General features: G+C 70.3%; 20 protein-coding genes. 19 read left to right on the forward strand and 1 reads right to left on the reverse strand.

What is annotated here, in order from left to right; genetic code table 11:
* The first annotated feature begins 80 nt into the window (after nt 1-80).
* The 9 genes from rpsH to map all read left to right on the forward strand — a co-directional run bounded on the left by rpsH (nt 81) and on the right by map (nt 5,860).
* Nucleotides 81-479, forward strand: coding sequence for a 30S ribosomal protein S8 (gene rpsH, locus ACWEOH_RS12605; RefSeq protein WP_148733819.1), 399 nt, complete (start codon nt 81-83; stop codon nt 477-479).
* Between the two features lie 4 nt (nt 480-483).
* A complete protein-coding gene (gene rplF, locus ACWEOH_RS12610) occupies nt 484-1,020 on the forward strand; it encodes a 50S ribosomal protein L6 (protein ID WP_148733820.1) in 537 nt (178 codons plus the stop codon).
* 2 nt (nt 1,021-1,022) lie between these two features.
* A complete protein-coding gene (gene rplR / locus ACWEOH_RS12615) occupies nt 1,023-1,382 on the forward strand; it encodes a 50S ribosomal protein L18 (RefSeq protein ID WP_148733821.1) in 360 nt (119 codons plus the stop codon).
* On the forward strand, nt 1,379-2,074 hold the full coding sequence (rpsE, locus tag ACWEOH_RS12620; protein WP_148733822.1) for a 30S ribosomal protein S5: 696 nt from the start codon (nt 1,379-1,381) through the stop codon (nt 2,072-2,074). The genes rplR and rpsE overlap by 4 nt, the downstream gene beginning before the upstream one ends.
* Entirely contained in the window at nt 2,074-2,259 is a 186-nt protein-coding gene (gene rpmD, locus ACWEOH_RS12625; protein ID WP_148733823.1) for a 50S ribosomal protein L30, read from the forward strand. Before rpsE ends, rpmD begins: the two co-directional genes overlap by 1 nt.
* On the forward strand, nt 2,259-2,933 hold the full coding sequence (gene rplO / locus ACWEOH_RS12630; RefSeq protein ID WP_148733824.1) for a 50S ribosomal protein L15: 675 nt from the start codon (nt 2,259-2,261) through the stop codon (nt 2,931-2,933). Before rpmD ends, rplO begins: the two co-directional genes overlap by 1 nt.
* A gap of 136 nt (nt 2,934-3,069) precedes the next feature.
* Nucleotides 3,070-4,389 carry a preprotein translocase subunit SecY gene (gene secY, locus ACWEOH_RS12635; RefSeq protein ID WP_148733825.1) on the forward strand — a complete coding sequence of 440 codons (1,320 nt, stop codon included), beginning with the start codon at nt 3,070-3,072 and terminating at the stop codon, nt 4,387-4,389.
* On the forward strand, nt 4,386-5,018 hold the full coding sequence (locus ACWEOH_RS12640; RefSeq protein WP_452031390.1) for an adenylate kinase: 633 nt from the start codon (nt 4,386-4,388) through the stop codon (nt 5,016-5,018). Before secY ends, ACWEOH_RS12640 begins: the two co-directional genes overlap by 4 nt.
* Before the next feature lie 8 nt (nt 5,019-5,026).
* A complete protein-coding gene (gene map, locus ACWEOH_RS12645; protein ID WP_452031392.1) occupies nt 5,027-5,860 on the forward strand; it encodes a type I methionyl aminopeptidase in 834 nt (277 codons plus the stop codon).
* A 25-nt stretch (nt 5,861-5,885) separates the two neighbouring features.
* Here map and ACWEOH_RS12650 read toward each other — a convergent pair whose 3' ends face one another.
* Nucleotides 5,886-7,826 (reverse strand): BglG family transcription antiterminator, encoded by a 1,941-nt coding sequence (locus ACWEOH_RS12650; RefSeq protein WP_452031394.1) that lies wholly within the window; start codon nt 7,824-7,826, stop codon nt 5,886-5,888.
* A gap of 223 nt (nt 7,827-8,049) precedes the next feature.
* Here ACWEOH_RS12650 and ACWEOH_RS12655 point away from each other — a divergent pair, with 223 nt between their 5' ends.
* From ACWEOH_RS12655 to rpsK, 10 genes are all read left to right on the forward strand, one after another.
* Nucleotides 8,050-8,361 (forward strand): PTS sugar transporter subunit IIB, encoded by a 312-nt coding sequence (locus tag ACWEOH_RS12655; RefSeq protein ID WP_452031396.1) that lies wholly within the window; start codon nt 8,050-8,052, stop codon nt 8,359-8,361.
* Between the two features lie 91 nt (nt 8,362-8,452).
* Nucleotides 8,453-8,719 (forward strand): HPr family phosphocarrier protein, encoded by a 267-nt coding sequence (locus tag ACWEOH_RS12660; protein WP_148733830.1) that lies wholly within the window; start codon nt 8,453-8,455, stop codon nt 8,717-8,719.
* A gap of 45 nt (nt 8,720-8,764) precedes the next feature.
* Complete coding sequence (gene ptsP / locus ACWEOH_RS12665) at nt 8,765-10,444, forward strand: phosphoenolpyruvate--protein phosphotransferase (RefSeq protein ID WP_452031398.1); 1,680 nt, start codon at nt 8,765-8,767, stop codon at nt 10,442-10,444.
* Between the two features lie 91 nt (nt 10,445-10,535).
* A complete protein-coding gene (locus ACWEOH_RS12670) occupies nt 10,536-12,035 on the forward strand; it encodes a PTS mannitol transporter subunit IICB (protein ID WP_452031400.1) in 1,500 nt (499 codons plus the stop codon).
* An 83-nt stretch (nt 12,036-12,118) separates the two neighbouring features.
* Complete coding sequence (locus ACWEOH_RS12675; protein WP_452031402.1) at nt 12,119-12,559, forward strand: PTS sugar transporter subunit IIA; 441 nt, start codon at nt 12,119-12,121, stop codon at nt 12,557-12,559.
* A complete protein-coding gene (locus tag ACWEOH_RS12680; RefSeq protein WP_452031403.1) occupies nt 12,556-13,707 on the forward strand; it encodes a mannitol-1-phosphate 5-dehydrogenase in 1,152 nt (383 codons plus the stop codon). Before ACWEOH_RS12675 ends, ACWEOH_RS12680 begins: the two co-directional genes overlap by 4 nt.
* A 208-nt stretch (nt 13,708-13,915) precedes the next feature.
* Nucleotides 13,916-14,137, forward strand: a complete 222-nt coding sequence (infA, locus tag ACWEOH_RS12685) for a translation initiation factor IF-1 (protein WP_011186713.1) — start codon at nt 13,916-13,918, stop codon at nt 14,135-14,137.
* Between the two features lie 68 nt (nt 14,138-14,205).
* A complete protein-coding gene (rpmJ, locus tag ACWEOH_RS12690) occupies nt 14,206-14,319 on the forward strand; it encodes a 50S ribosomal protein L36 (RefSeq protein ID WP_056734976.1) in 114 nt (37 codons plus the stop codon).
* Between the two features lie 162 nt (nt 14,320-14,481).
* Nucleotides 14,482-14,862: a 30S ribosomal protein S13 gene (gene rpsM / locus ACWEOH_RS12695; protein ID WP_148733835.1), complete on the forward strand. Its 381-nt coding sequence runs from the start codon at nt 14,482-14,484 to the stop codon at nt 14,860-14,862.
* 32 nt (nt 14,863-14,894) lie between these two features.
* A complete protein-coding gene (rpsK, locus tag ACWEOH_RS12700; protein ID WP_092668574.1) occupies nt 14,895-15,293 on the forward strand; it encodes a 30S ribosomal protein S11 in 399 nt (132 codons plus the stop codon).
* The last annotated feature ends 60 nt before the right edge of the window (nt 15,294-15,353 follow it).

Genomic DNA, 15,353 nt, shown 5'->3' on the forward strand with positions numbered 1-15,353 from the left:
CATCCGCCGCCACCTCCCACCACAGGTCATCACTCGTGTAACGGGTGCTGAAACCTGGTGAACGTAAGGAAACATCCGTCATGACGATGACCGACCCGGTCGCTGACATGCTGACCCGCCTTCGCAACGCGAACTCGGCGCACCACGACTCCGTGTCGATGCCGAACTCGAAGCTCAAGGCGCACATCGCCGAGATCCTCGCCAACGAGGGCTACATCGCCGGCTTCGAGGTCACCGACGCTCGCGTGGGCAAGACGCTCACGCTGCAGCTGAAGTTCGGCCCGAACCGCGAGCGCTCCATCGCCGGCATCAAGCGGGTCTCGAAGCCCGGCCTCCGCGTGTACGCGAAGTCCACCGAGCTCCCCAAGGTGCTCGGCGGCCTCGGCGTCGCGATCCTGTCCACTTCCAGCGGTCTGCTCACCGACCGCCAGGCCGAGAAGAAGGGCGTGGGTGGGGAAGTCCTCGCCTACGTGTGGTAGTTCCATGTCACGAATCGGACGACTTCCCATCGACATCCCCAGCGGTGTCGACGTCACGGTCGACGGCAGCGCCGTCACCGTCAAGGGCCCCAAGGGCGAGCTCTCGCTGACCGTCCCCTCGCCGATCGAGGTCAAGATCGAGGACAACCAGGTCCTCGTCACGCGCCCCGACGACGAGCGCGACTCGCGTTCGCGCCACGGCCTCACCCGCACGCTCATCGCCAACGACATCTTCGGTGTCACCCAGGGCTACTCCAAGGGCCTCGAGATCGTCGGCACCGGCTACCGCGTCGCGCAGAAGGGCAGCGCGGTCGAGTTCGCGCTCGGCTTCTCGCACCCGGTGACCGTCGAGCCCCCGGCCGGCATCACGCTGACCGTCGAGGGCAACAACAAGATCACGGTGTCGGGCATCTCGAAGCAGGCCGTCGGTGAGACCGCCGCCAACATCCGCAAGATCAAGAAGCCCGAGCCGTACAAGGGCAAGGGCATCCGCTACGCCGGCGAGGTCGTGCGTCGCAAGGCCGGAAAGTCAGGTAAGTAATCATGGCTGTGAAGAGCAAGACGGCCGCGCGCTCGCGCCGCCACACCCGCCTTCGCAAGAAGATCGTCGGCACGGAGCTGCGTCCGCGCCTCGTCGTCACGCGTTCGGCCCGCCACGTCTTCGTGCAGGTCGTCGACGACAGCAAGGGCCGCACCGTGGCCTCGGCCTCGACCATGGAGGCGGACCTCCGCGCGTTCGAGGGCGACAAGACCGCCAAGGCCAAGAAGGTCGGCGAGCTCGTGGCCGAGCGTGCGAAGCAGGCCGGCATCGAGTCGGTCGTCTTCGACCGCGGCGGCAACAAGTACGCCGGTCGCGTCGCCGCCATCGCCGATGGTGCGCGAGAGGCGGGGCTGAGCCTGTGACCGACAACAAGAAGGAGAACGAGGTGGCTGCAGAGGCACCCGTGGAGACCGCCGCTTCGAGCGAGGCTCCCCAGAACGAGCCGCGCGAGGCCCGTCGCGGCAGCCGCGACCGTGGCCCGAGCCGCGACCGCGGTGGCCGTGACGCTGAGAAGAGCCAGTTCCTCGAGCGCGTCGTGACCATCAACCGCGTGTCCAAGGTCGTCAAGGGCGGCCGTCGCTTCAGCTTCACGGCGCTCGTCGTCGTGGGTGACGGCAACGGCATGGTCGGCGTCGGCTACGGCAAGGCGCGTGAGGTCCCGACCGCGATCTCGAAGGGCGTCGAGGAGGCGAAGAAGAACTTCTTCCGCGTCCCGCGCGTCGGCGCGACCATCCCGCACCCCGTGCAGGGTGAGGCCGCTGCGGGCGTCGTCCTGCTGCGTCCGGCGTCGCCCGGTACCGGCGTCATCGCCGGCGGCCCGGTGCGCGCCGTGCTCGAGTGCGCCGGCATCCACGACGTCCTGAGCAAGTCGCTCGGCTCGTCGAACACCATCAACATCGTGCACGCCACGGTCGAGGCCCTGTCGCAGCTCGAGGAGCCGCGTGCGGTCGCCGCCCGTCGTGGTCTCGACTACGACGAGGTCGCCCCGGCCCGTCTGCTGCGTGCCGAGGCCCAGGCGGCCGAGGCCGCTGCAGCAGCGAAGGCAGGTGCCTGATGGCCAAGCAGCTGAAGGTGACCCAGATCAAGTCCAAGGTGAGCGAGAAGCAGAACCAGCGCGACACGCTGCGCAGCCTCGGGCTCAAGCGCATCGGCGACTCGGTCGTCCGTGACGACACCCCGCAGAACCGCGGCTACGTCAAGACCGTCGCCCACCTCGTGAAGGTTGAGGAGATCGACTAATGGCTGAAGAGAAGAACGAGGCCGTGGCCGAGGAGACCCCGAAGAAGGCTCCGGCGCGCAAGGCCGCTGCGAAGCCGGCCGCCGAGAAGGCCGCCGCGAAGCCGGCTGCCGAGAAGGCCCCGGCGAAGAAGGCTCCCGCCAAGGCCGCCGCTGCCAAGGCCGACGACGCGAAGGCCGACAAGGCTCCCGCGAAGAAGGCCCCGGCGAAGAAGGCCGAGCAGGATGTCGCGAAGCGCGAGCCCGTGCTGAAGGTGCACCACCTGCGCCCCGCGCCCGGTGCCAAGAAGGACAAGACCCGCGTCGGACGCGGTGAGGGTTCGAAGGGCAAGACCGCCGGTCGCGGCACCAAGGGTTCGAAGGCCCGCAACAACATCCGCCCCGGCTTCGAGGGTGGCCAGCTTCCGTACCACATGCGTGCGCCGAAGCTCCGCGGCTTCAAGAACCCGTTCCGCGTCGAGTACCAGGTGGTCAACCTGGACAAGCTCGCCGAGCTCTACCCGAAGGGCGGCGATGTCACCGTCGCCGACCTCGTCGACAAGGGTGCCGTCCGCAAGAACGAGCGCGTCAAGGTGCTCGGCAACGGCGACATCCAGGTGAAGCTCAACGTCGAGGTCGATAAGGTCTCCGGCTCCGCCGAGCAGAAGATCGTCGCCGCCGGCGGCTCGGTCAAGTAGGCCGCAGCATCACCGATTGTTCGAGCCTGTCGGGACCTCGCGTATGATTCACGGGGGTCTCGACAGGCTCGAGCCGCATACGGACTGAGTCCGCAAGCGCAGCAACCCGCTCCACGACGGAGCTACAGGAGGACGAGTGTTCAACGCCATCGGGCGGATCTTCCGCACGCCGGATCTTCGACGCAAGATCGGATTCACGCTGGGCATCGTGGCCCTGTTCCGCCTCGGCTCGTTCATCCCGGCGCCGTTCGTGGACTTCGGCAACGTGCAGGCGTGTCTGGCGGCGAGCCAGGGGGCATCCGGCCTCTACGAGCTCGTGAACCTGTTCTCGGGCGGCGCGCTGCTCCAGCTGTCGATCTTCGCGCTGGGCATCATGCCGTACATCACGGCGTCGATCATCGTGCAGCTGCTGCGCGTCGTGATCCCCCACTTCGAGACCCTCTACAAGGAGGGCCAGGCGGGCCAGGCGCGCCTCACGCAGTACACGCGCTACCTCACCATCGCGCTGGGCGTGCTGCAGTCGACGACGCTCATCACCGTCGCCCGCTCGGGCGCGCTGTTCCCGTCGAGCGCCCCCGAGTGCTCGCAGCTCATCACGAACGACGCCTGGTACGCGATCCTGCTCATGGTCATCACCATGACCGCGGGCACCGGCCTCATCATGTGGATGGGCGAGCTCATCACCGAGCGCGGCATCGGCAACGGCATGTCGCTGCTCATCTTCACGTCGATCGCCGCGACCTTCCCCGGCGCGCTGTGGGCGATCGCGATCTCGCGCGGCTTCGACGTCTTCTTCGTCGTGCTCGCCATCGGCCTCCTGGTCGTCGTCGGCGTCGTGTTCGTCGAGCAGTCGCAGCGGCGCATCCCGGTGCAGTACGCGAAGCGCATGGTCGGTCGGCGCACCTACGGCGGCAACAACACGTACATCCCGATCAAGGTCAACATGGCCGGCGTCGTGCCCGTCATCTTCGCCTCGTCGCTGCTGTACCTGCCGGCGCTCATCGCCCAGTTCAACCAGCCTGCGGCGGGCGAGGAGCCGCAGCCGTGGGTCGTCTGGATCACCAACTACCTCACCCAGGGCGACCACCCGCTCTACATGCTCCTGTACTTCCTGCTCATCGTCGGGTTCACGTACTTCTACGTGGCGATCACGTTCAACCCCGACGAGGTCGCGGAGAACATGAAGAAGTACGGCGGCTTCATCCCCGGCATCCGTGCCGGTCGCCCGACCGCCGAGTACCTCGACTACGTGCTCACCCGCATCACGCTCCCGGGCTCGGTCTACCTGGGCCTCATCGCGCTCATCCCGCTCATCGCGTTCTCGCTCGTCGGGGCCAACCAGAACTTCCCGTTCGGCGGCGCCTCGATCCTCATCATCGTGGGCGTCGGCCTCGAGACGGTGAAGCAGATCGACGCGCAGCTCCAGCAGCGCCACTACGAAGGGCTCCTCCGATGACGGCTTCCGCGAACAGCTCCGCCCGCTTCCTGATCGTGGGGCCGCAGGGCTCCGGCAAGGGGACGCAGGGCGTGCTCGTCGCGGAGGCCTTCGGGGTCCCGTCCATCTCGACCGGCGACGTGTTCCGCGAGAACATCTCGGGCGGCACCGAGCTCGGCAAGCGAGTGCAGTCGATCGTCGAGGCGGGCGACCTCGTCCCCGACGAGCTCACCTGCGAGCTGGTGCGCGACCGGCTCTCGCAGTCGGATGCCGCGGGCGGCTTCCTGCTCGACGGGTTCCCGCGCAATCGCGGTCAGGTCGACGACCTCGCCGACTTCCTCGCCTCGCGCGGCGAGGCCCTCGACGCGGTCATCGAGCTCAGCGTGCCGCGCGACGAGAGCATCGCCCGCCTGCGGGGGCGTGCCATCGACCAGGGCCGCACCGACGACACCGAGGAGATCATCGCCAACCGCCTCGCGATCTACGAGCGGGAGACGGCGCCGATCCTCGACGTCTACCGCGGGCAGGGCCTCGTCGTCGACATCGACGGCGTGGGCACGCTCGACGAGGTCACCGCGCGCATCTTCGAGGCGCTCGCCGCCCGCGGGCTCTCTGCGAGCCACGACGGCGGCAACGGCGCGGCGGCCTGACCCGCCGCGTGTTCAAGCGCTCGATCTACAAGTCGCCCGCCGAGCTGCGCTCGATGCTGCCGGCCGGCGCCGCCACCGCGGCGGCGCTCGCGGAGGCTCGACGCCTCGTTGCGCCCGGCGCGACGCCGCTCGAGCTCGACGCGGCCGCGGAGCGCGTGATCCGCGGACTCGGCGGCCGGCCGAACTTCCAGCTCGTGCCCGGCTACCGGCACACGCTCTGCGTGTCCGTCGACGACGACGTCGTGCACGGCATCCCGGGTGAGCGCCCGTTCCGCCCCGGCGACATCGTGTCGGTCGACGGCGGCGCGGAGCTCGGCGGCTGGAACGGCGACGCGGCCTTCACGGTCGTGCTCCCCGACCTCGACCGCCCCGACGTGGTGCTCGCGCGGCAGGCGCTCTCCGACGTCACCGAATCCGCGCTCTGGCGCGGCATCGCCGAGCTCGCGACCGCGCGCCACCTCAACGAGGTCGGCGCCGCGATCGAGGAGCACGTCGAGGCGGCGGGCGGGTACGGCATCCTCACCGACTACGTCGGCCACGGCATCGGGCGCACCATGCACGAGGAACCGCCCGTCTTCAACTACCGGGTCAGGCAGAAGGGACCGGCGGTCCGGCCGGGCCTCGTCGTCGCGATCGAGCCGATGATCGTGGCGGGCTCGATCGACACCTTCGTGCGTGACGACGAGTGGACGGTCACGACCGCCGACGGCGCGGATGCCGCGCACTGGGAGCACTCCGTCGCGGTGCACGACGACGGCATCTGGGTGCTGACCGCCGAGGACGGCGGTGCGGCGGGCCTCGCGCCGTTCGGCGTCACGCCAGTGCCGATCGCCGGGCGCTGACGACCGACGCGCGCGACCCGACCGGTCACGCCGCGTGCGGCTCCATGAGTCGCGAGAGCTCCGCGAGCAGTCCCGGGTAGTCCGTCGCGCCCACCACGAGGCGCTGCACGTTCTCGCGCTCCGAGAACGCCTCGACGAACTGGTCGAACACCTCCTGGAACTCCGCCCGGCCGCTCTCGGCGAACGCGATGAGCGCGACCACGTTGACGCTCGCGCCGCCCCAGTCGATCGGCACGTCGTCGATCGCGATGGCGATCGCGGTGCGGCGCGCGGTCATGGTCATCGCGTGGGGCACCGCGAGGTGCTCGGTGAAGGCCGTCGACGACAGGCGCTCGCGTTCGAGCGCGCCCTCCACGTAGGAGCGGTCGATCACGCCGGCCGAGATCATGCGGTCGCCGAGCATGCGGATGGCGGCGTCGCGATCGAGGCCGCGCAACCCGCGCACGAAGAGCTCGGGCGCGATGTAACGCGACAGCGAGGCCGCGAGCCGGGCCCGCCGGCGCGCCCGGCGCACGCGCGCGATCTCGGCACGCACCCGCTCGAGGTCGACCTCGGTGGGGAAGGGCGCCACGAGCACGAGTCGCTCGACGGGCGACGACGGCTCGATCACGGCCACGAGCACGTCGGCGCGCTCGGCCTCCTCGCCCGGCGCGAGCACCTCGACCTCGTCGTCGACCGCCGAGCGGATGCGGGCCGCGAGCGCCGTGTGCACGTCGTGGTACGCCGGCGCCGAGACGGCCACGCGAACGGCCTCGCCCCGAGAGCGCCGCTGGTCGAGGTAGGCGCCCACGTGCATGGCGATGTACGCGATCTCGTCGTCGTCGACGGCGATGCCCTCGGTGCGCGCGAGCTCGCTCGCGATGTACACGGCGAGCTCGTAGATGAGCGGGTAGGCGGCCTTGATCGACGCGGTGAGCGGGTTGCGCGAGAGGTTCGACGTGCTCGCCCGCGCCACGAGGTTGTCGACGTGCAGCGCGAGCCGGTCGATGAAGTCCTCGTCGTCGAGGTCGACGAGGTACGCCGCGGAGGCGCTCGCGACGATCCGCCGCACGAGCGGCACCCGCGGCGAGATCGGGCGGCCCGGGGCATCCGCCTGCGCCGCCGCCGTCGTTCGCGTCGCCGCGCGCGTCTCGAGGAGCCGGGTGAGGTGCCCGAGGTCGGCCGGCCCCACCGAGGTGCCGAAGTGCTGAGCGACCAGCCTGGCGAGGAGCTCGGCGAGCGGCCCGGCCGGCGCGTCGGGCGTGGGCGCTGCGGATGCCACGGCCGGGGCCGTCGAGGCGTCCGACGACGCCGGGGGAGCCGCCGTCTCGGCCTCGTCGAGCGGATGGTTCGTGGCGACCCGGTCGAGCGCGATCGCGGTGTGCAGCAGCACGTCGTTGAGCCCGTACTCGTTCGGCGCGTAGCCGGCGTCGGCGAGCCCCGCGACCAGCGCCGTCCGGAACTCGGTCACCTCGGGGAACGCCGCCCGCAGCTGGTCGAGCTCGAGCATGCCGCGCGCCGACTCGTCGCGGAACAGTGCGCCGAGCAGGCGCCGGCGAGCGGTCTCGGGACCCTCGAGCGTGATGCGCGGCCCCTGCCGCACGAGTGTGAGTCCCGTGCCGTCGAGCCGCGCCCGCACGCGCCCGAGGTCGGCCTCGAAGGTCGAGTCGCTCACGTGGTTCGCGGCCGCCGTCTCATGCACGTCGAGGCCGTCGGTGGCGTCGATGAGCGAGCGGATGACGCGCGCGGCCCGCACCTGCGGCGACGAGTCGCGACGGGCGGGCGCGGCCCGGGACGCCCAGGCCGCGCGGTCGAGGCGGTACCCGGCCGGCCCCGACTCGACGATGACGCCGCCGGAGTTCGCCTGCGCGGCGTAGTTCCGGATCGTGCGCGTGGTCACGCCGAGGCGGTCGGCGAGCTCCGACGCGGTCGTCCAGCCGTCGGCATGGCCGAGCGCGTCGACGAGGCGCTCCCACTTCTCGGCCACTGCAGCTCCGGTTCCTCGGCGCCACGCGACGCCGTGCGGTGCAGACAGTCAACCACCGGTGCCGCACGGGATGGGCGGTTCCGTCGCGGATTTTCCGGGGGTGCGGAAGAAGATCGGGTGGAGGCCACCGGAGTCGCGCGGGCAGAATCGACCTGATCGCGGCACACGCCGCGGCCGAACGATCGACGAGGACCGGGCGATGGCCGGGCGAGGAGGCTCAGCGATGCGCATCATCGTGGTCTGCGGCGCGGGCGCGTCGAGCACCTTCGTCGCCCACCGGATCCGCCGGGCCGCCACGGCCAGGGGTCTCGAGGTGCGCGCGACGGCGACGAGCGAGTCCCAGCTCGACGTGGCGCTCGCAGACGCCGACGTGCTCCTCGTGGGCGCACATCTCGCCGATCGCGTCGACCTGCTGCGCGCACGCGCCGCCGCGGCATCCGTGCCGATCGCGATCCTCTCCGACGTCGTGGCGACCTCGCCCGACGGCGGCGGAGCCCTCGACGTCGCCCTCGAGATCGCTGGGGCGCCGTCATGAGCCCGCGCGTCCCGCGCGCCGTGGTTCCCACCGCAGAGCCCCCGGGCTATGGTGAACGAGGGAACGGAAGCCAGCGACGGGAACCGGAATCATGGTGGAACGCACTGTTCGAATCGGATCGACCCACGGCCTGCACGCACGGCCGGCCAAGCTCTTCACCCAGGCTGCTGCCGCATCGGGGTCGTCCGTCACGATCCAGAAGACCGGTGGCTCACCCGTCAATGCGGCGAGCATCCTCGCCGTCATCGCGCAGGGGATCGACCACGGCGACGAGGTCACGATCGTCGTCGACGGCGGCGACGAGCAGTCGACCCTCGACCAGCTCGTGGAGCTCCTCAGCACCGACCACGACGAATAGCGCGCGGCATCCGTCGCCCATTCAACCGAACTGGAGGGGCGAGTGATGGAGATCAACGGCACGGGCATCGGACAGGGTGTCGCGGTCGGACCGGTCGTGCGGATGGCCGAGCAGCTGCCCCCGCCCGTCGACCGGCCGAGCCACCTCGACCCCGAGCGCGAGGGCGAGCGCGCCCGCGCGTCGCTCTCGGTCGTCGCGGCCGAGCTCGCGAATCGCGGGGCGAAGGCCGGCGGCGCCGCGAAGGACGTGCTCGAGGCGCAGGCCATGATGGCCGAGGACCCGAGCCTCGTCGACGAGGTCACGAAGCTCCTCGCGACGGGCAAGACGGCCGAGCGGGCCGTGTACGAGTCCTTCGCCGCCTACCGCGACCTGCTGCTCGGCATGGGCGGGTACATGGCCGAGCGCGCCACCGACCTCGACGACATCTCCCAGCGCGTCATCGCGAACCTCCTGAAGCTGCCCGCGCCCGGCGTGCCGAACCCGGGGCATCCGTTCGTGCTCGTCGCCCGCGACCTCGCGCCGGCCGACACCGCCACGCTCGACCTCGACCAGGTGCTCGGGCTCGTCACGATCGACGGCGGCCCCACCTCGCACACCGCCATCCTCGCGCGCGAGAAGTCCATCGTCGCGATCGTGGGGGCGACGGATGCCGCGACCCTCGCTGACGGCGACACGGTCGTCGTGGACGCGGCGAACGACCTGGTGATCTCCGCCCCGACGTCCGAGCAGGTCGCCGACGCCGAGGCTCGGATCGCCGAGCGCGCGGCGCTCGAGGCCGCGCCGGTGACGCCGGGCGCGCTCGCCGACGGCACGCCCATGCCGCTCCTCGCGAACCTCGGCTCGGCCGACGGCGCCGCCGAGGCCGTGAAGCTCGGCGCAGAGGGCGTCGGCCTGTTCCGCACGGAGTTCCTCTTCCTCGACGCCGACACCGCGCCGAGCGTGCGCGAGCAGCAGGAGCACTACACGCGGCTCCTGAGCGCGTTCCCCGGCCGCAAGGTCGTCGTGCGCGTGCTCGACGCCGGCGCCGACAAGCCGCTCTCGTTCCTCAACGACGCGCACGAGGAGAACCCGGCGCTCGGGCTCCGCGGCATCCGTGCGCTCCGCCACTCCGAGATCATCCTGCGCGAGCAGCTCACGGCGCTCGCGATGGCGGATGCCACGACCGATGCCGACCTGTGGGTGATGGCGCCCATGATCGCCACCGTCGAGGAGACGGAGTACTTCACGAAGCTCGCCGACGAGCTCGGGATCAAGGTGGCCGGCGTGATGGTCGAGACCCCGTCGGCCGCGCTCATCGCCGACCGGGTCCTGCGCGTCGCCGCGTTCGCGTCGATCGGCACGAACGACCTCACCCAGTACACGATGGCGGCCGACCGGCTCCTCGGCACCGTGGCGAACCTGCAGAGCCCGTGGCACCCCGCGGTGCTGCAGCTCATCGCGGACGTCGGCGCGGCGGGCGCCGAGCTCGGCAAGCCCGTCGGCATCTGCGGCGAGGCCGCAGCCGACCCGCTCCTCGCCGTGGTCCTCGTCGGACTCGGCGCCACCAGCCTGTCGATGTCCCCATCGGCACTCGCAGATGTCCGCGCCTCCCTCGCGCGGTACACGCCCGACGACGCGAAGGCGCTCGCCCGGGCGGCCCTGGCCGCTGAGGGAGCGGCCGACGCCAAGCAGGCGGCCCAGGCCGTCGCGACCGAGATCACCACGACGCGGGCATCCGCGACGTGACCACGAGAGAGGCATTCGCATGACAACGACGTCACCCGAGACGAAGCGGCCGGGGGGAGCACGCGTCGCCGTCCAGAGGGTCGGTACATTCATGAGCGGCATGATCATGCCGAACATCCCGGCGCTCATCGCCTGGGGCATCTTCACCGCGTTCTTCATCGAAGTGGGATGGACGCCGAACGAAGCGTTGGCGACGATCGTCGGACCCTTCATCCACTACCTGCTGCCGCTGATCATCGGCTACACGGGCGGCAGCCTCGTCTACAACGTCCGTGGTGGCGTCGTCGGCGCGATCGCGACGATGGGTGCGATCGCCGGGTCGGACTACCTCGTCGCGCAGTTCAACGCGGGACTCGAGGAGGGCGCGGCCCCCCTCGGCCAGGTCCACATGTTCATCGGCGCGATGATCCTCGGACCCCTCGCCGCGTGGACGATGAAGTGGCTCGACTCGCTGTGGGAGGGCAAGATCAGGGCGGGCTTCGAGATGCTCGTCAACATGTTCTCGGCCGGCATCTGGGGCTTCGTGATGGCGATCGTGGGCTTCTACCCCATCGCCCTGCTCGTGAACTGGCTGATGGCGGTGCTCGGATTCGGCGTCGAATGGCTCGTGGATGCGAACCTCCTGCCGCTCACGAGCATCCTGATCGAGCCGGCGAAGGTGTTCTTCCTCAACAACGCGATCAACCACGGCGTCCTCACGCCGCTGGGTCTCTCGGAGGCGGCCGAGACCGGCTCCTCGATCCTGTTCCTGCTCGAGGCGAACCCCGGCCCCGGCGTCGGACTGCTCCTGGCGTTCACGTTCTTCGGGATCGGTGCGGCACGCGCGTCCGCTCCCGGTGCGGCCGTCATCCAGTTCTTCGGCGGCATCCACGAGGTGTACTTCCCGTACGCGCTCATGAAGCCGATCCTCATCCTCGCGCTCATCGCGGGCGGTGCGACCGGAGTCACGACCAACATGCTCCTCGGCGGGGCGCTGCGAGCGCCGGCGGCGCCGGGAAGCATCTTCGCGGTCATCCTGCAGACGGCGCCGGGCGCGTACTTCGCGGTGATCCTGTCCGTCATCCTCTCGGCGGGTGTCACGTTCCTCATCGCCTCGGTCATCCTCCGGGCCTCGCGCAAGCGGGACCTCGAGGCGATGGCGATCACGGACGACGCCTTCGGCGCGGCGATCACGCAGACGGAGGCGGCGAAGGGTCGGAGCTCCGACCACCTCACGAGCCTCCGCGGCGGCGCGGCGACCGAAGCCGACGGCCGCGGCGGCCCGGCGACGGGCACCGTGCCGGTGATCAAGAACGTCGTGTTCGCCTGCGACGCGGGCATGGGCTCGTCGGCGATGGGCGCCAGCGTCCTGCGCAACAAGTTCAAGAAGGCCGGGATCGACGACGTCACGGTGGTCAACAAGGCGATCGCGAACCTCGACTCCTCCGCCGACCTGGTCATCACGCAGAACCAGCTGACGGATCGCGCTCGGCACCAGACGCCCGACGCCGTCCATGTCTCGGTCGACAACTTCATGAACTCGCCGAGGTACGACGAGGTCGTGGACCTGGTCAAGGGACAGCACGAGGGACAGTCCGAGACGAAGTCCTGACGAGGGAGCTCCGGGGCCGGATGCGCGCGAGCGCCGGCCCCGGAGCTCTCGGCAGCATACGGAACCGACGAAAGGGCGAAGAAATGGCGCAGGAGATCCTCAGCATCGAGCAGGTTCGGATCCACCCCTCGGGCGCGGCCAAGGAGGTCGCGATGAAGGAGGCGGCCGACATGCTCGTGGCAGCAGGCGCCGTCACGAGCGGCTACTTCGACGCGATGCGCCAGCGCGAGGAGACGGCCTCGACCTACATGGGCAACGAGCTCGCCATCCCGCACGGCACGAACGAGACGAAGGACACCATCCTCGCCTCCGGGCTCTCGGTCGTGCGCTACGACGGCGGTGTGGACTGGGACGGCGAGCCCGTCACGTTCGTCATCGGCATCGCCGGGAAGGGCAACGAGCACCTCGAGATCCTGTCGCAGATCGCCATCCTGTTCTCGGACGAGGACGAGGTGGAGCGCCTCAAGACCGCGCAGACGCCTGAGGAGCTCTTCGGCATGCTGAGCTCGGTCAACGAATCGTGAAGGCCGTCCACTTCGGCGCCGGCAACATCGGGCGCGGCTTCGTCGGCCTCCTCCTGCACGAGGCCGGCTACGAAGTGGTGTTCGCCGACGTGGACGCCGAACTCATCGACGCGCTCGCGGCATCCGACCACTACACCGTGCACGAGGTCGGCGTCGGCGCCCGTGACCAGGTCGTCACCGGCTACCGGGCGATCAACAGCCAGGCGGATGCCGCGGCCCTCCTCGACGAGCTCCGCACCGCCGACGTGGCGACCACCGCCGTCGGCCCCACCATCCTGCGGTTCATCGCACCGCACCTCGTGATCGCGCTGCGCGAGCGGCCGGCGGATGCCCCGCCGCTCGTGATCATGGCGTGCGAGAACGCCATCAACGCGACGAACCTGCTGCGCGACGAGATCGCCGCGCTGTCGAGCCCCGAGGAGTGGCCCGAGCTCGAGGCGCGGGCGGTGTTCGCGAACACGGCGGTCGACCGGATCGTGCCGGGCCAGGCCGCCGACGCGGGCCTCGACGTGACGGTCGAGACGTTCTTCGAGTGGGCCATCGAGCGGCCGCCGTTCGGCCACGGGGCGCCCGACATCCCAGGCGCGCACTTCGTCGACGACCTCGCGCCGTACATCGAGCGCAAGCTCTTCACGGTCAACACCGGGCATGCTGCGACGGCGTACTTCGGCGCGGCCGCCGGGCACAGCCGGATCAGCGATGCACTCGCGGACCCGGCCGTCGCCGAGGCGGTCGAGCGTGCCCTCGAGGAGACGTCGGCGCTCATCGTCGCCAAGCACGACTTCACCGCCGAACAGCAGGACGGCTACCGCGCCACGATCCTCGAGCGGTTCCGCAACCCCGAGCTGCCCGACACGGTCGAGCGCGTCGGACGGCAGCCGCTGCGCAAGCTGAGCCGGCACGAGCGGTTCATCGGGCCCGCCGCGGAGCTCGCCGAGCTCGGGCGACCGGTGCCGGGGCTCCTGGCGGCCGTCGGCGCCGCGCTGCGCTTCGACGTGGCCGCCGATCCCGAGAGCGTCGAGCTGCAGGCCCTGCTCGCGAGCCGGGAGCCCGAGGTGTTCGTGCATGACGTCACGGGCATCGAGCCGGGGCATCCGCTCGAACCCGGACTCGTGGCGGTCGTCGAGGGGGCGAAGGGCGGGGCCTGAGCAGGCCGGTCACCGGCGGGTCGCGGCGCGGAATCCGGGCTCGGACCGGACCGCCGCGGCATCCGTGCGCTCGACTGGCGAAGATGCCCCGGATCGCCTATAGTTGACCCTTGGTGTTCTGGCACGCCCGCTTCGGCGTGCCCGACGAGCGATCGTCGTTGAGCACATCGCACGACCAGCATCCCAAACTCCAAGCGATAGTGAGGCTATGGCCAAGAAAGACGGCGTCATCGAGATCGAAGGCTCGGTCATCGAGGCACTCCCGAACGCGATGTTCCGGGTGGAGCTCACGAACGGGCACAAGGTCCTCGCGCACATCTCAGGGAAGATGCGCCAGCACTACATCCGGATCCTCCCCGAGGACCGCGTGATCGTCGAGCTGAGCCCGTACGACCTGACGCGCGGCCGCATCGTCTACCGCTACAAGTGAGGGCTGTCGGAAAGTAACGGCCCGCGGCACCCCGCGGGCACGAGGACAGCGAACCCAAGGAAACAACTGTGAAGGTCAACCCCTCCGTCAAGCGCATCTGCGACAAGTGCAAGGTCATCCGCCGCCACGGCCGCGTCATGGTGATCTGCGAGAACCCGCGCCACAAGCAGCGCCAGGGCTAGTCGCACGCACCGCGGGCCGGTCGCCGGCCCGCACCCACAACTGAACACCGCATCGGCAACGCCAGAACCCCGACCTTCGGATGTCGGGGGGACACCTCGGGTCGGAGGCCCGGGCACCGGCGCTGCTCCACACCTCCACTTCGAAACAGGAGAACAGCCAACATGGCACGTCTGGCAGGAGTCGACATCCCGCGCGAGAAGCGCGTGGAGATCGCACTGACGTACATCTACGGCGTCGGCCGCACGCGAGCGCTCACCACGCTCGCCGAGACCGGCATCGACGGGAACATCCGCGTGAAGGACCTCAGCGACGAGCAGCTCGTCGCCCTCCGCGACTACATCGAGGGCAACTTCAAGGTCGAGGGCGACCTCCGCCGCGAGGTCGCCGCCGACATCCGCCGCAAGGTCGAGATCGGATCCTACGAGGGCCTGCGCCACCGTCGCGGCCTCCCGGTCCGCGGCCAGCGCACCAAGACCAACGCTCGTACCCGCAAGGGCCCGAAGCGCACCGTCGCCGGCAAGAAGAAGCCCGGCCGCAAGTAACCGCTCGCGCCAAGATCTAGGAGATTTCGAACATGGCAGCACCCAAGGCGGCTACTCGCAAGCCGCGCAAGAAGGAAAAGAAGAACATCGCCGTGGGCCAGGCCCACATCAAGTCGACGTTCAACAACACGATCGTCTCGATCACCGACACCACCGGTGCCGTGATCAGCTGGGCCTCCTCCGGTGGCGTCGGCTTCAAGGGCTCGCGCAAGTCCACGCCGTTCGCCGCGCAGCTGGCCGCCGAGTCGGCCGCCCGCCAGGCGCAGGAGCACGGCATGAAGAAGGTCGACGTCTTCGTGAAGGGCCCGGGCTCGGGTCGCGAGACGGCGATCCGCTCGCTCCAGGCCGCCGGCCTCGAGGTCGGCAGCATCAACGACGTGACGCCGCAGGCGCACAACGGATGCCGCCCGCCCAAGCGTCGCCGCGTCTAGTTCTCCGTCCTGCGGACCGGGGGGCCGCAGGCCGCGCCGAGATCCCCGAGGGATCGCCGC

The organism is Agromyces sp. NPDC004153, from assembly GCF_053603635.1.

Excerpts from the sequence above, each read along its gene's own strand:
- rplR (WP_148733821.1), top strand. The coding sequence starts at position 1,023 with ATGGCTGTGAAGAGCAAGACGGCCGCGCGCTCGCGCCGCCACACCCGC.
- ACWEOH_RS12670 (WP_452031400.1), top strand. The coding sequence starts at position 10,536 with ATGAGCGGCATGATCATGCCGAACATCCCGGCGCTCATCGCCTGGGGC.
- rpsM (WP_148733835.1), top strand. The coding sequence starts at position 14,482 with ATGGCACGTCTGGCAGGAGTCGACATCCCGCGCGAGAAGCGCGTGGAG.
- ACWEOH_RS12660 (WP_148733830.1), top strand. The coding sequence starts at position 8,453 with ATGGTGGAACGCACTGTTCGAATCGGATCGACCCACGGCCTGCACGCA.
- rpsH (WP_148733819.1), top strand. The coding sequence starts at position 81 with ATGACGATGACCGACCCGGTCGCTGACATGCTGACCCGCCTTCGCAAC.
- ACWEOH_RS12640 (WP_452031390.1), top strand. The coding sequence starts at position 4,386 with ATGACGGCTTCCGCGAACAGCTCCGCCCGCTTCCTGATCGTGGGGCCG.
- ptsP (WP_452031398.1), top strand. The coding sequence starts at position 8,765 with ATGGAGATCAACGGCACGGGCATCGGACAGGGTGTCGCGGTCGGACCG.
- infA (WP_011186713.1), top strand. The coding sequence starts at position 13,916 with ATGGCCAAGAAAGACGGCGTCATCGAGATCGAAGGCTCGGTCATCGAG.
- rplF (WP_148733820.1), top strand. The coding sequence starts at position 484 with ATGTCACGAATCGGACGACTTCCCATCGACATCCCCAGCGGTGTCGAC.
- rpsK (WP_092668574.1), top strand. The coding sequence starts at position 14,895 with ATGGCAGCACCCAAGGCGGCTACTCGCAAGCCGCGCAAGAAGGAAAAG.
- ACWEOH_RS12655 (WP_452031396.1), top strand. The coding sequence starts at position 8,050 with ATGCGCATCATCGTGGTCTGCGGCGCGGGCGCGTCGAGCACCTTCGTC.
- ACWEOH_RS12675 (WP_452031402.1), top strand. The coding sequence starts at position 12,119 with ATGGCGCAGGAGATCCTCAGCATCGAGCAGGTTCGGATCCACCCCTCG.
- rplO (WP_148733824.1), top strand. The coding sequence starts at position 2,259 with ATGGCTGAAGAGAAGAACGAGGCCGTGGCCGAGGAGACCCCGAAGAAG.
- rpmD (WP_148733823.1), top strand. The coding sequence starts at position 2,074 with ATGGCCAAGCAGCTGAAGGTGACCCAGATCAAGTCCAAGGTGAGCGAG.